General features: G+C 53.3%; 10 protein-coding genes. 4 read left to right on the top strand and 6 right to left on the bottom strand.

Going from position 1 to position 14,096, the window contains the following annotated elements; all coding sequences use genetic code 11:
* Positions 1-8: 8 nt before the first annotated feature.
* Both HNQ92_RS14785 and HNQ92_RS14780 read right to left on the bottom strand, forming a co-directional pair.
* Complete coding sequence (locus HNQ92_RS14785; protein WP_184174823.1) at positions 9-989, bottom strand: MlaD family protein; 981 nt, start codon at positions 987-989, stop codon at positions 9-11.
* A gap of 54 nt (positions 990-1,043) precedes the next feature.
* Entirely contained in the window at positions 1,044-1,838 is a 795-nt protein-coding gene (locus HNQ92_RS14780; protein WP_184174822.1) for an N-acetylmuramoyl-L-alanine amidase family protein, read from the bottom strand.
* 79 nt (positions 1,839-1,917) lie between these two features.
* Between HNQ92_RS14780 and HNQ92_RS14775 the strand changes: the two genes are divergently transcribed.
* The gene (locus tag HNQ92_RS14775) at positions 1,918-4,791 is read left to right on the top strand and encodes a putative LPS assembly protein LptD (protein WP_221307460.1); all 2,874 of its coding nucleotides are present in this window, start codon (positions 1,918-1,920) and stop codon (positions 4,789-4,791) included.
* A 177-nt stretch (positions 4,792-4,968) separates the two neighbouring features.
* On the opposite strand, the gene HNQ92_RS14770 is transcribed toward HNQ92_RS14775, so the two are convergent.
* Positions 4,969-5,370, bottom strand: a complete 402-nt coding sequence (locus HNQ92_RS14770; RefSeq protein ID WP_184174821.1) for a DUF1573 domain-containing protein — start codon at positions 5,368-5,370, stop codon at positions 4,969-4,971.
* A gap of 223 nt (positions 5,371-5,593) precedes the next feature.
* Here HNQ92_RS14770 and HNQ92_RS14765 point away from each other — a divergent pair, with 223 nt between their 5' ends.
* The 3 genes from HNQ92_RS14765 (at position 5,594) to HNQ92_RS14755 (ending at position 11,581) form a co-directional block, all read left to right on the top strand.
* The gene (locus HNQ92_RS14765; RefSeq protein WP_184174820.1) at positions 5,594-8,005 is read left to right on the top strand and encodes an alpha-ketoacid dehydrogenase subunit alpha/beta; all 2,412 of its coding nucleotides are present in this window, start codon (positions 5,594-5,596) and stop codon (positions 8,003-8,005) included.
* A 195-nt stretch (positions 8,006-8,200) separates the two neighbouring features.
* Positions 8,201-9,418: an MFS transporter gene (locus tag HNQ92_RS14760; RefSeq protein WP_184174819.1), complete on the top strand. Its 1,218-nt coding sequence runs from the start codon at positions 8,201-8,203 to the stop codon at positions 9,416-9,418.
* 99 nt (positions 9,419-9,517) lie between these two features.
* Complete coding sequence (locus HNQ92_RS14755; RefSeq protein ID WP_184174818.1) at positions 9,518-11,581, top strand: tetratricopeptide repeat-containing sensor histidine kinase; 2,064 nt, start codon at positions 9,518-9,520, stop codon at positions 11,579-11,581.
* Between the two features lie 23 nt (positions 11,582-11,604).
* On the opposite strand, the gene HNQ92_RS14750 is transcribed toward HNQ92_RS14755, so the two are convergent.
* From HNQ92_RS14750 to HNQ92_RS14740, 3 genes are all read right to left on the bottom strand, one after another.
* Positions 11,605-12,180 (bottom strand): hypothetical protein, encoded by a 576-nt coding sequence (locus HNQ92_RS14750; RefSeq protein ID WP_184174817.1) that lies wholly within the window; start codon positions 12,178-12,180, stop codon positions 11,605-11,607.
* A gap of 108 nt (positions 12,181-12,288) precedes the next feature.
* A complete protein-coding gene (locus HNQ92_RS14745; RefSeq protein ID WP_184174816.1) occupies positions 12,289-12,753 on the bottom strand; it encodes a hypothetical protein in 465 nt (154 codons plus the stop codon).
* Between the two features lie 16 nt (positions 12,754-12,769).
* On the bottom strand, positions 12,770-13,990 hold the full coding sequence (locus tag HNQ92_RS14740) for a hypothetical protein (RefSeq protein WP_184174815.1): 1,221 nt from the start codon (positions 13,988-13,990) through the stop codon (positions 12,770-12,772).
* Positions 13,991-14,096 lie beyond the last annotated feature (106 nt).

The raw sequence follows: 14,096 nt of genomic DNA, 5'->3' as shown, positions 1-14,096 counted from the left end.
CTTTGGCCTTAATTTTCCTTGAATTGCAAGGTCGTATCAATGGGCGACTCCGACGGCCCGGTGTCTTTCTTCTTGCCGCCAAACACCGAGACGTTGATGTAGCGCCGGGGCTGCTCGCGGAAGTTGGCCAGAAGCTGGTTGAGGCTAATGAGGCTGTAATTGAGGTTATTATAGAGCTTGTCGTCGCTCACGAGCTTGCCCGCCGTGCCCTGCCCGGCCTTGACCGCGGCCAGCATTTGTTGCAACTCCCCAATGGTACGATTGGCGGTAGCGACCGTTTCGCCCAGGCGCAGGGCCGTCAGGGAATCGGTGAAAGTACCCGCCTTGGCCAGGATCGGTTTGAGTTCTTTTTCGGTTTCGATCAGCGAAGCCGTAAGCTTGCTAAGGTTGCCGGTTAGGGCTGCCAGATTAGCCTGATTGGTCTCCAGGGTCGTGCGCAGTACCAGTCCGGTCTGGTCGTAGTTGCGAAGTACCTGGTTCAGGATGGCCCCGGTTTCTTTAAAGCCCGCCGTAATAAGGGTTAAATTCCGAACCAGCGAGTCGGCGTGCATCACCACGGGCAGTGCTTTCTCCTGCAGCAGGGCCGAGATCCCCGGATCTTTTTGCGCCACGAGGGTATCTTCGTCGCCTAGCTCTCGGCCCGAGTTTGCAATCTTCAACTGGATCACTTTGCCGCCCAGCAGACCGCCGTCGGCCAGAGTAGCCACGGTACCTTCCCGAATCTGGATTTCTTTCTGAATATCCACCGTCACCAGCAGCCGATTACCCTGGTCTTGCAGAATTTTGATGGTTTGCACCCTTCCAACGGACAAGCCATTGAGCATAACGGGGTTAGAAGCCGTGAGGCCGTCTACGTCGTCATAGACAATAAAGTACTTATGGGTACGGGAAAAAAGATCGGTTCCTTTAAGAAAATTGAAGCCAAAGTACAGCATCGTGAGGGTGACGATGACCAGGGCCGCTACTTTTACTTCCTTAGAAATTTTCATGGGCCAAAAAAATATGAACAAACAAGGGATTGTATTCTTGATACGAAAGTACCGCTAATATCGTTCCATCTCCTTTTTGTATTGATTAAATGCCTTAAATATCGACTGCGAGACCTCCTCCTGGCCGTCGGCGGAGTTGAGGTAGGCCTCTTCGGTGGCGTTGCTCAGGAAGCCGGTTTCGATCAGAACGCTGGGCATGGTGGCGCGCCAAAGTACCAGGAATCCCGCCTGCTTGACGCCCCGGCTGGGGCGCTGGTCATGAAACTGCTTCTCGACGTGGCCCGCAAAGCGCAGGCTGCTCGACAAAAAAGCGCTTTGGTAGTTGGCCAGCATGATGTGCGCCAGGGGCGACTCCGGGTCGAAGCCCTTGTAGCGTTGTTTGTAGTTATCTTCTTTCAGAATAACCGAGTTTTCACGCTTGGCTACCTGTAGATTTCCCTCGGATTTGTGAAGCCCCATCACGAAGGTTTCGGTGCCGGTCACTCGGCTGGAGCCGGGGGCGTAGTTGCAGTGGATGGAAATGAAGAGGTCGGCCTGGTTACGGTTGGCAAACGCGGAGCGCTCGGCCAGCTCCACAAACACGTCCGAGGTGCGGGTATAAAGTACCCGTACCTCGGGCATGGCGGCCTTTATTTTTTTACCCAGCGCCAGGGCTATTTTGAGGGCAATGTGCGACTCTCGCGCTACTTTGCCGCGGGTGCCGGTGTCATGGCCCCCGTGGCCGGCGTCAATCACTACTACACCAATTTTTTTCGGACTATTTTCTGCGACGGGTGCCTCCTGAAAAGCAAAAGCGGCACTGACCAGAAAACCACCCGCTGCGACCACAATTTTAAGAACTTTTAACATTATTTTAGGGTTGCTGCGTTACTTGAAAGAAAATTCTCCGCTAATTTTGGCTTCTTAATTTAATGCAAAAATAGTCTATTTGTTAGAACTGAAAAAAAAGGGGCTTAGTATATGGCTAAGCTTCGTCGTGGCTTTGTTCCTGGGACAGGTAAGCTGCCAAAAACCGGCGGGGCGTTCGGCGGGAGAGGTGCGTCAAGCCACCAGCCGCAGCCCGGTGGGCCAAACACCCACCGACAGCCTGCCCATACCCGGCCAGGGGGGGCCAGCCGATACCAGCCAGGTGCGGTCAGGACTAGCCGACTCGCTGAGCCTCGCGGCCATTACCCTGTCCGACTCCCTGCGGGCCGACTCCCTCCGAACCGACAGCCTGGCCCGGCAAAGTGACCTTACGGCTACCGTGGAGTATACGGCCGAGGATTCGACCATCATGGAGGTAGACGACAAGCAGGTACATCTCTACGGTAACGCCGAGGTAAAGTATGGTACCATTAACCTAAAAGCCAACTACATCCGGCTCAACTGGGTTACCAATGAGCTTTTTGCCCAAGGTACCCTGGATACCACCACCAAGAAAATGGTGGGGGAGCCCGTTTTCCAGGACGGGGCCGAAAGCTACACGACCAAGGAAATCCGGTATAATTTTAAAACCAAGAAGGCCTTCATCCGGGGGGTGATCACCCAGCAGGGCGAGGGGAACATCCGGGGCAATACTGTTAAGAAAGACGACCAGAACAACCTCTACATCCAGGGATCCATTTATACCACCTGCAACCTTACCCACCCGCACTTTTTTATTAACGCGCCGCGCATTAAGCTCGTGGACAACAAGCAGGTAGTTTCCGGGCCGTTTAACATCGTGATTGCCGACGTGCCGCTGCCCGTCGGGTTGCCGTTTGGGTTTTTCCCCTTACCCAAGAAAAAAGAGATAGGTACTTCAGGGATTATTTTTCCACAGTACGGCGAAGAGCCCAACGGACGAGGCTTCTTCCTGCGCGACGGCGGCTACTACTTTGCCATCAGCGAGTACTTCAACGCCACCGTGACGGGGCAGATCTACTCCACGGGTAGCTGGGGACTGGGCGCGAGCTCGATCTACACCAAGCGCTACCGCTACAGCGGAAACGTGGCCCTGCGTTTCAATAAAAACCGCTCCGGCGACGAAATAGACCGCCTGCGGAATTTGCCGGGCCGGGATGACTTCAGCGTACAGTGGTCGCATACGCCCGTGCCGCGCGGCAACTCTACCTTCTCGGCCAACGTAAACGTCAACAGCAACAGCTACAACCAGTTCAACGCCCTCGAAACCAGCCGGTACATTTCCAACATTGCGAGCTCCTCGGTGCAGTATAACCGTACTTTTGGCCAGTATGCGCGCGCCGGAGCCAGCCTGCGCGTCAACCAGAACTTTGGCGACGTAAATCCCGAGACGGGACGACGAAACAACGGCAAAACCGACGTAGGAACCGATTTCAATTTCGGGATTAACCAGATCGCGCCCTTTGCGCTGAATGGCGGCCGCGGGCGCTGGTACGAAAGCTTCCGGCTCGGACTGGACTTCAGCGGAAATTACAACGTTTCCAATTCTATTTCGGCCATCGACACCACCTACTCCCGGCTGGGCTTTATCATTACCAATGAAATAGATACCTCCCGTTTGGGCAGAGAAACGGTAGTTCCCTTCACCCTGGGCAACCTACCTGCCATGCTGGACGACGCGCAGTTTACGGGCCGGTATTCGCTGCCCATTTCGCTGCCCAACTTCAAGCTGATGCGCTACCTCAACTTTACCCCCAGCCTTTCTTTGCAGGGCGAGGTGTTTACCCAACGCTACAACTATACGTACCTGGGCGATAACCGCATTCGCGTTGATACGATTAACCAGGTATCGACGGAGTACTCGTACTCCTTTGGGGCGGGGCTGAATACGCGCTTCTACGGTACTTTCTTCGTGAAGGGCAAGCGGCTGGAGGCCATCCGGCACACGGTGATTCCGTCGGTATCTTTCAGCTACACGCCAGATTTCTCGGGCGACAATTTCGGGTTTTACCAAACCATCCAGATCAACGAAGTAGGTGATACCCGCTCGCTCTCGCGCCTGCGGGGGCTGGGCGTCACCACCAACGGCGGCCGCTCGTCGGGGATCGTCTCCTACAGCCTCAACAACTCCTTCGAGATGAAGCTGCGCTCGAAGAACGATACCGCCGCCGCGCAGTTTGAGAAAGTAATGCTGCTGGACAACCTGGGCTTTACGGGTAGTTATAACATGCTGGCCGACTCGCTCAACCTGTCCAACATCGCCGTTAACGCCAACGCCCGCATTGGCCGAAACCTGAACATGAACTTCAACATGAACTTCGATCCTTACACCTACGTACTCGATACGCGAAGTCCCACCAACACGGCCGGGATCAGGATCAACGAGTTTGCCGTGACGCGCGGGCAGGGGCTGGCGCGCCTGCAAAACCTCAACTTTGCGCTGGGTACCAGCTTTTCGCCCAAGCAGGGCGAAAAGAAACGCACCGACCAACCACCGGGTGCTACCACCGCCACCGAAGAGCAGCTCGAGTTCATCGACCGCAATCCGGATCTGTACGTGGATTTCAACATTCCCTGGAATATCTCCTTGAACTATAACTTCGGGCTTTCGCGGGTAGGTTTGCAGGAGGCTTCGCTGGTGCAGACCGTGAGCATGACCGGCGACCTGAGCCTGACGCCCAACTGGAAAATCAGCCTGTCGTCGGGCTTTGACTTCGTGGCCCTGGCGCCGTCCATCACCACCGTTACCCTCTACCGCGACCTCCACTGCTGGGATATGAATTTCAGCTGGACGCCCTACGCGGGGAGCTCTTTCCGGGCCAGCAACTACTCTTTTACCATCAAGGCCAAGTCGTCCATCCTACAAGATCTGAAGCTCACCCGCCGCCGCTCCTTCGTCGACCGGGCTGGTTTCTAATTCCGCTTCGTAAAGTACCTTGGGCGGGGTACTTTACCGCTTTACTTTCTGTTACGCTCAAGGTACCTCCAAGGGTACTTGCGCTATCTCAGCCACTTACATAAAGCAAAAGCGGCGGCCTCTCCCTAAGGAAAGGCCGCCGCACGGTTGATGTATCGGGGGCAGGTACCCTAAACCCTACTTCGTAGAAGGCTTGGTGGCTTGCTCCTTCGTAACCACCTCTCCTTTCAGGAATAGCGACATGCTGGGGGTCTCTGCATTACTAAATACTGTGATGGATTTATTGAACGAGCCCATCGCGGCGGCATTGTAGGTCGCTTTGATGGTACCTGTCTTACCCGGTAAAATAGGATCTTTAGTATAGCTGGGCGTGGTGCAACCACAAGAAGCGCTGACGTTGGAAATCACAATAGGGTCAGTACCCGTGTTGGTGAAAACAAACTCCTGCGTGACGGGCTTGCCCTGCTCAATTTTGCCGAAGTTGTGGGTCTCCTCTTTAAATTTCATCACACCTTTCTGGGCGTAGCTCGCCGTTGCTACCACCAACAATACGGCCAAAATCGAAAAAAACTTTTTCATGATACTCTCAAAATTTAGTTGTTAGAAAATTGTTTGTTAGGACAATATTTAAGCTTTTTGGAACAGATTCTCAGAATTTTCAGCGTCAAAGGCACATTTTCAACAAAGTAAAGTTAGAAAACGTTTTTTTGAAAGGAGAAATATTTTATTTTAATTTTGACCTAAAACGTTTTAACACGTAACTTAACTACGGATTTACTAACCGTGAAGTACCCGAAATGATATGCTTCTAAACGAAATTTTGCCCGAAAATAGTGTTCTGACTCAGGAAAACATACTGGATGACTACCGGCTTTCCTACGAAAGCCGACAGGTCAGTTTGCTGGGCCGGAAAGATGTGATGGGGGGAAGGGCAAAGTTTGGCATCTTTGGCGATGGGAAAGAAGTAGCCCAGGTAGCCATGGCCCGGGCCTTCCGCCGGGGCGATTTCCGGTCGGGCTACTACCGCGACCAGACCATCGAAGCCGCTTTGGGGAATCTGACGTGGCAGCAATTTTTTGCCCAAATATATGCCCACGCTGACGTAGACCATGAGCCACACACCGGCGGGCGCTCCATGAACGGCCACTACGCCACGCGCTGGCTGGACGAGCAAGGCCACTGGCGTGACCAAACCCAGCTCTACAATTCCGTTTGCGATATATCTCCCACGGCGGGCCAAATCCCGCGCGCCCTGGGACTAGCCTATGCTTCCAAGCTCTACCGCCTCAACCAGGAGATCCAGCACCTCACTAGCTTCTCCCGGCAGGGAAACGAGATCGTCTTCGCTACCATTGGCGACGCCTCTACCTCGCAGGGGATGTTCTGGGAAACCATGAATGCCGCCGGGGTACTTCAGGTACCTCTGCTGATGTCTGTCTGGGACGACGGCTACGGTATATCGGTCCCCATTGAGTACCAAACGACCAAAGGCAGTATCTCCAAAGCCCTGGCGGGCCTGCAACGCAACGAAGACGAGCCGGGCATTGAAATCTTTGCCGTAAAAGGCTGGGACTACCCGGCCCTGATCGAAACCTACCAAAAAGCCGCGGCCCTGTGCCGCAGCGAGCATGTACCCGTGCTGGTACACGTGCAGGAGCTTACGCAGCCCCAAGGGCACTCGTCGTCGGGCTCCCACGAGCGCTACAAAAGCAAAAATCGGCTCATGTGGGAAGCTGAGCACGACTGCAACCTGCTATTCAGAGACTGGATTCTGGACAACGGCTACGCCAGCGAAGAAAACCTGGAAAGCATCGAGGCCGAAGCCAAGGAAAAAGCCCGCGAGGCGCGCAACCTGGCCTGGAAAGCCTACCGAAGTGATATTGAGCATGACCAACAGCAAGCCGTGGCGCTGCTCGAGCAAGCCGCCCGCGAAAGTACCCCGGCGCGGGAAGACGTAAAGAACCTCTTGGCGGAGCTTCAAAAGACTTACCTGCCGCTTCGCCGCGACCTGGTTGGCGCGGTTCGCAAAGCACTTCGGTACCTGCGAAGCGAGCCAGTACCCGCGCAGGGCGCGCTACAGGAATGGCTTCGGCAGGAGGTAGCGCTGAACGAAAAGCGATACAGTACGCACTTGTACAGCCAGTCGGACGAATCACCGCTCAACGTAGAGGCAATTTCGGCCGTCTACGAGCCGGATAGCCCGCTGGTAGACGGCCGGGAGATTGTTCGTTCCTACTTCGACGCCCTTTTTGCGCGGGACCCGCGCCTGGTGGCTCTGGGCGAAGACGTAGGACAGATTGGAGACGTGAACCAGGGCTTCGCGGGCTTGCAGGAAAAGTACGGTGAAATCCGGATTACCGACACGGGTATCCGCGAAACGACCATCATCGGCCAGGGCATTGGCCTGGCGATGCGCGGCCTGCGGCCCGTCGTGGAGATCCAGTACTTCGACTACGTTTACTACGCCCTGGCTACCCTCACCGATGACCTGGCTACGCTGCGCTACCGCACGGCCGGAGGCCAGAAAGCGCCACTCATTATCCGTACGCGCGGCCACCGGCTGGAAGGCATCTGGCACTCGGGCTCGCCCCTGGGTACCATGATCAATAGCCTCCGGGGGCTGCACATCGTGGTACCGCGCAATTTTACCCAGGCGGCCGGCTTTTACAATACGCTCATGCAGGGCGACGACCCCGCGCTGGTGATCGAGCCCCTGAACAGCTATCGGCTCAAGGAGCGCCTCCCCGCCAACCTCGATACCCTGTGCCTGCCCCTGGGCCAGCCCGAGATCCTGCGGGAAGGAACCCACCTCACGCTGGTTACCTACGGCTCCATGTGTCGGCTGGCGTTGGAAGCGGCCACTCAACTGGCCCAGGTAGGTATTGAGATCGAGGTGATTGACGTACAAACCTTACTTCCCTTTGACCGGGAGCACCGCATTGTGGAGTCGGTCAAGAAAACCAATCGGGTACTTTTTGCCGACGAAGACATGCCCGGCGGCGCTTCGGCCTACATGCTGCAACAGGTACTTGAGGAGCAGAACGCCTACCGCTGGCTCGACTCGCCGCCGCGGACACTCGCTGCCCGCGAACACCGCCCGCCCTACGGCTCCGATGGCGATTATTTCTCCAAGCCCAACGTGGAGGATATCTTCAACCTGGTGTACGAAATCATGCAGGAAGCCGAACCTCAGAATTTTCCTGGTTTGTACTAACTTTTGACAAGTACCTCCTTAAAGCCCAAAAGCGCACACCTGGCCCGTGCGCTTTTGGGCTTTAGATTAAACTACGCACCCAGGTACTTGCCCAACCAGGTACCTGGGCAGACGTGAGCCTGCCGCGAGCTTGAGAACGAATCTTTTTTACCTTTGCAAAACAAGCGGTGCCTCGCCGTTGGATTTTGTTTTTTTATGAAAAAAGCCACCCTGCCTTCATCCGATCTTCTGGTATCAAAAACTGTTTTCCCCATTCTTTTGGCCATTACCAGCGCGCACCTGCTCAACGATACCATTCAATCGCTCATCACGGCCATTTACCCGGTACTTCGCGCGTCGTTCGGGCTGAGCTTTACCCAGATCGGCTTCATCACGCTCACCTACCAGCTCACGGCCTCCCTGTTGCAGCCGTTGGTGGGCTCTCTGACCGACCGGCACCCGCGGCCCTACTCGCTGGCTATCGGCATGGGCGTTACGCTGCTGGGGCTGCTCAGTCTCTCCGCCGCGACTCACTTCGTAGGGCTGCTGCTCAGCGTGGCCTGCATTGGCGTAGGCTCGGCCATTTTTCACCCGGAGGCCTCCCGGATCGCCCACCTGGCTTCGGGCGGAAAACGGGGCATGGCGCAGTCGCTTTTTCAGGTAGGTGGCAACGCAGGCAGCGCCTTAGGTCCGTTGCTGGCGGCGCTTTTTGTTATTAAGTACGGACAGCCTTCGCTGCGCTGGTTTTCGCTGTTGGCCCTGCTGGCCATCGGTATTCTGTGGGTAGTGGGGGGCTGGTATAAGGAGCATTCGCGGCCGTCTGGGGGTACTTCCACCGCCCGGAATAGCCAACCTGCCTTGCCGCGCCAGCGAATCATCCTGGCAATTAGCATCTTACTACTATTGGTCTTTTCCAAGTACTTCTACCTGGCCGGTATGAGCAGCTACTACACGTTTTATCTGATGGAGAAATTTCAGGTACCCGTGCGGGATTCGCAGCTGTACCTTTTCCTGTTCATGTTTTCGGTGGCCGTAGGTACCTTTCTGGGTGGCCCTCTCGGTGATCGCTTCGGGCGTCGGCCCGTCATTTGGTTCTCTATTTTGGGAGCGGCTCCTTTTACGCTTTTGCTACCCCACGCCAACCTCTTCTGGACGAGCATCCTGTCGATCTTTATCGGGCTAATCCTTTCCTCGGCTTTCTCGGCTATTTTGGTGTACGCCCAGGAGCTGGTACCCGGTAAATTGGGGATGATCTCGGGTTTATTTTTTGGCTTCGCCTTTGGCATGGGCGGGATCGGCTCGGCCGTACTGGGCCACCTCGCCGACCGCACCAGCCTGGAGTACGTTTACCAGCTTTGCGCGTACCTGCCCTTGCTGGGGCTACTGGCTATCTTCTTACCCAAAACCGCCCGGGTACTTTCTCGGCCCGCTTAACCAATTACGATTCAAAGAGGGCACCTTATCCTCTGGAAATGAGTACCATTTAAGGAGATATTTAGTTAGGTTTGTGAAGAAGATCTTTGTAACGTTCCTATGCCTAAACGTCTCCTTTTTTTCGCCCTACTCCTGGTAGGAGCCCTCTCTTTTGTAGTTCGTGCCCAGGAGGCAGATTCACTCCTGACCCTACTCCCCCAGCAGCCCGACCGCGAAAAAATAACTACCCTCATGCTCTTGGGGAAAGCCTACTTCATTCAGGGCGAAGACTCGCTTTCCAAGCTTTATAGCCAGCAGAGCTACCGCCTGGCCAAAAAGCTAGGTAACGCCCGGGTAGAAGGCCTCGCCCGGCTGGTGTGGGTACGGACCGAGATGGTCTACAACACCAGCCTGGAAGAAGCCTACGCGCAGCTCGACACGGTGGATCAACTCGCCGCCCGAACCAAAGACCAGAGCTTACAGGGCTGGGCCTACTTCCGAAGGGCGCAGATTTACTCGGGGTCCTACAAGCACGCCAAAGAGGTACAGCCGCTTTTTCAAAAAGCCCTGGCCGCTTTCGAGCAAGCCAAAGATCCGGAAGGCATCGGTAGCGTATACGTGGACCTGGGCGGAGAAGCCTCCGCCAGCGGAAACTACCTCGTGGGTATCAACTATTTTCTGAAAGGAAAAAAAATCCTTGAAACCCTGAATCGGCCCGTCTTGCTGCGGGCCGTGACGGCTAACCTGGCCTCCGCCTACCAGGCCATCGGGAAGGATGCGATGGCCATGAAGTACTGCCAGGAGAGCATCGCCCTGGCCGACAAGCTCCACGACCCCCGGCTGAAGGCCCACGTACTGGGCACTTTGGGCGACATCTATTTGGACAAAAACGACTACCCGCGCGCCCTAAGTACCTACCAGCGCCAGGAAAAAGCCCTGGCTCCCTTTGAGGACCAGTCGCACGCCCGCGCCGTGGCCCGGGTCGGAACGGCACTCTTCAAGCTCCAACGCTACGACCAGGCCCTGCGCTACTGCCGCCGGGCCGACTCGCTGTACTTCCACCGGTCGGGCTACGAGGAAGCCATCGACTACTACATCGAGGGTCTGTACGCCGAAATTTATCTGGCCAAGCAACAGTACCCACAGGCCGTCAAACACGCGCAGCGCGGCTTGACCAGCCTGGAAGAGTACGGCGAGTACGGGCGCTTGCACCTGGATCTGGCCAGCTTTCATTCGTACCTGGCGCAAGCCTACGAGCAGCTCGGCAACGCCCGCCAGGCGCTCTTTCACTTCAAAAACTTCAAGGTACATTCCGACAGCCTCATCAACAACGACGCGCTGGAGAAAATCGCCAACGCCACCATGACCTACGAGTTTGAGAAAAAAGAAGAAACCAATAAGCTCCGCATCCAGACCCTCGAAAACGAAAAACTACGCCAGAGCCGGACGGTACTGCTGCTCTTGCTGAGCGGCGGCTTGGGCATCGTGGGGCTGATTGGCTGGAGCAACCGACGCCTCAAAGGAAAAAACCGGGAACTGCTCCGCAAGAACAAGGAAATCGAATCGGCGCTGTTTCGGGGGCAGTCGCTGGAGCGCAAGCGCGTGGCCTCCGAGCTGCACGACAACCTCAATACCAAGGTGACGGCCCTGCGCTGGAACATCGAAGCCCTGGACCGCTCCACCATGACCCCGCAGAACGTGAAGATCTACCAGCGTATTTTTGACCTCAGCGGCGACATCTATACCGACATCCGGCTGATTTCGCACAGCATGTTGCCCGCTGAGCTGGAAAAGAACGGCCTGGAAGCGGCCTTACGGCGGCTGGTCACGATGCTGGACCACAGCCAGTCCAACCGCACGCGTTTTCATCTGGTGGCCAAACTAGGAGGCGCACGCTTCTCGGAGGCGCTGGAGTACCAGCTCTACATCATTACCCTGGAGCTCGTCAACAACATCATCAAGCACGCCGAAGCCTCCGACGCCTGGATCACCGTCACGCAGGACAGCCAGGTACTTTGGCTCGTCGTAAGCGACAACGGCGTAGGCCTACCCGAAGAAACCCAAAAAGAAGGAATGGGGGTACATAATCTCCGCGCCCGCGTGGAGGATTTGGCGGGTACTTTGGCCATCGACTCCACGCCCGGCCAGGGTACCAAAGTCAGCGTGCAGGTACCGACGGGGTAGTTGGAGGTACTTTGGATGACTAGTTACAGCCGGTACCTTACTTGTAGTCCTAGGTTATGGGCCATGATGGGGTAGTCGGGCTGGATGAACAGACCACCTTTTAGCCCCAGGAAGATTTTTTTCGTAATGGGACGATAGAGCTCGGCCTGTACCGGAAAGCCGAAATCCGTATTGGATTTATAGATTAAATACATTCCTCCACCACTGGTATCAATCCTCAATTCGTTTCCCGAAGTAATGAGCCCCAAACCGGCACCTACCTGGAAATGAACTCGCCGGTAGGTAAACAGCTGGTACTTTACCATAAAATTACTCTGCACCTCACTACCTCGGCGCCTCATGGGTACTTCCTGAGAGGTAAAATAATCCAATTCGTATTTTTGGAAGAAGTATTCCGCCAGCAGGATATTGGCCGCAAAGGCCCACTTGGGCGTATGGTGGTACTCAAACTCCCCGGCAGCGTAGGCGCTCTGCAAAATGGGCTTATTGACTTGCGTAAAATAGATACCCGCGCTCAGGCCCATATCAAAAGCTTTATGCTGCGCAAAAGCAGCCAGGCCGCTAGCCCATAGCAACAAGAGGAGTACCGCGCGTTTCATCGTAATACTTTTATAGTTAGAGGTACTTGGTAGCCATAAAGTAGGTACTTGGGCGTTGGTTTAGCAATAAAACCAACGCCCAAGTACCTACCCTACGAGCGACTGCACTTAGCGCGTCTGGGGCATCTTTTTGATGAAAAACTGCGCGTGCTGCATGGGTTTACCCGGCTTATCGGCAAAAACGACCAACCCAGTTAATCGGGCTTCGTCATTTTCCAGAAAATCTACTTTGAACTCTCCCTGCAGCAAGATATAGATCTGGCTCCAGTCTACGTTGCAGCAGGGCTCATTGAAAGAGATTGAATTCCCAGCATTGACGACGTAGGTAGCCCCGATAGGTTTCAATCGTTCCAAAGCATACAGAACGGTGTTCCTTTGTCCTGCTTTACCTTGGTTGAAAGATAACTTTCCTGCCGAGTAGTTTACCAGCGAGTCTGGCCCGCCGCTCAGCGGGGAGAAAATGATTCGCTGGATTTGCCAATCGGCTTCCATCCGCTTTTGCAGGCGCACCGTTTCGTTCGCTTCGCAGCCCCACAACAAGATAAGCCCAAGTAAATAGTAAGCTTTATTCATATAAAATTTAAAATTACTACCAAGTAAATATATGATCACTTTTCCATTGGAAAGCCGCACCTAATTGATAGCAGTTATCTGATGGAATCGGGGGACAAATAAATTGCTCGACTGCAAAAATACCAATTGCCTTATCATTGGCCTTATACGTACCTGTATAGCTAAGGTTCGGCCCTACCTCAGTTTCTATTCCGCCTATTTTAACTTTAAATTTAGTACCAATACCTACTGTAAAACTATGCGAACTTCCAGAGTCTTCCATTTCCCAAAAGTGAAATAGCATTGTCATTGCCTTATTAGGATTATCCCAATAAAATAAAGGAACATCAGGATTATTCCACCATGCATTATTTATAAAAGCACGATTCGGTGGCTCCATATTTCCAGTATTAGCTAATTCAAATAAGGAAGCGAAATTATTAGAACTTACAGGAGCATAAACTCTACATTTAATTTCAGGAGCGCCACGAGTAAAACTTTCATATTGATTTAAATCCAGAAACTTCATTTCTTTTATATACTCGTAATTATTATTTACCCTATAAGGGTATGAGCAGCTAAACATTTTAGCACTCTTTTCTCTCTGATCTCTTTCTGCACTAATAAAGGGTCTTCTCTCATATTTTCCATTATCAAATGATACCCTTTCATTAAGTCCTACTACTATAACAGGTACATCTGGATCTACTTTGTGATCTAAGTAATAGATCTTTCCATCTGAATCAAAGGCCTTCACAGCGGGTTTATCTTCTGATTCTAAAGCTACAACGAGCAAATTATTCTTATCGGTATCCCAGCTTTCAGCATAAAGAGGAATAGAAATATTAAGTAAGGGATTTCTAGTTACTAATTCTTCCACCTTTTTACTAATAATCGGATCTTCTTTACCTAAATAGTCAAAAAGACGCTTTCCTGAGATTTTAATATCTTTAACATTGTTGTATAAGATATCATAGTCTCCATCAAATTTTTTAAGTGCTTCTGCTTTTAGAAAAGACCTTACCTCCGCAGAACTTGTTACACTTGCTAATAACCTAGCTAGTTCTTCAAAGTCATTGTAATTTAGATCATCTATACTCTCTCGTGCTCTTGAATTAAACGAAGCCTCTCCAACTATGGTCTTAGGTATCAAGGTGACAATTCCATTAACTGGATTTTTTACATCATTTTTCTCACAGCTAGAAAAAAATGTCAGACTAATGATGAATGTACTCATCATTATTAATTTCTTTTTCATAAATTTACACGGGTTTTAGTTAAAAAATAGAACCTAACTTCTACCCCGTCCGCATGGCACCACCCTTAGGACGGGGTATTTTTGTGTACAATGTTTCTATGTTATA

It is taken from the genome of Rhabdobacter roseus, assembly GCF_014202275.1.
Classification (GTDB): domain Bacteria; phylum Bacteroidota; class Bacteroidia; order Cytophagales; family Spirosomataceae; genus Rhabdobacter; species Rhabdobacter roseus.
This window is presented reverse-complemented; position numbering and strand designations above follow the sequence as displayed.

Coding starts and splice junctions, on each gene's coding strand:
- HNQ92_RS14765 (WP_184174820.1), top strand. CDS start 5,594: ATGCTTCTAAACGAAATTTTGCCCGAAAATAGTGTTCTGACTCAGGAA.
- HNQ92_RS14780 (WP_184174822.1), bottom strand. CDS start 1,838: ATGTTAAAAGTTCTTAAAATTGTGGTCGCAGCGGGTGGTTTTCTGGTC.
- HNQ92_RS14755 (WP_184174818.1), top strand. CDS start 9,518: ATGCCTAAACGTCTCCTTTTTTTCGCCCTACTCCTGGTAGGAGCCCTC.
- HNQ92_RS14745 (WP_184174816.1), bottom strand. CDS start 12,753: ATGAATAAAGCTTACTATTTACTTGGGCTTATCTTGTTGTGGGGCTGC.
- HNQ92_RS14770 (WP_184174821.1), bottom strand. CDS start 5,370: ATGAAAAAGTTTTTTTCGATTTTGGCCGTATTGTTGGTGGTAGCAACG.
- HNQ92_RS14740 (WP_184174815.1), bottom strand. CDS start 13,990: ATGAAAAAGAAATTAATAATGATGAGTACATTCATCATTAGTCTGACA.
- HNQ92_RS14760 (WP_184174819.1), top strand. CDS start 8,201: ATGAAAAAAGCCACCCTGCCTTCATCCGATCTTCTGGTATCAAAAACT.
- HNQ92_RS14750 (WP_184174817.1), bottom strand. CDS start 12,180: ATGAAACGCGCGGTACTCCTCTTGTTGCTATGGGCTAGCGGCCTGGCT.
- HNQ92_RS14785 (WP_184174823.1), bottom strand. CDS start 989: ATGAAAATTTCTAAGGAAGTAAAAGTAGCGGCCCTGGTCATCGTCACC.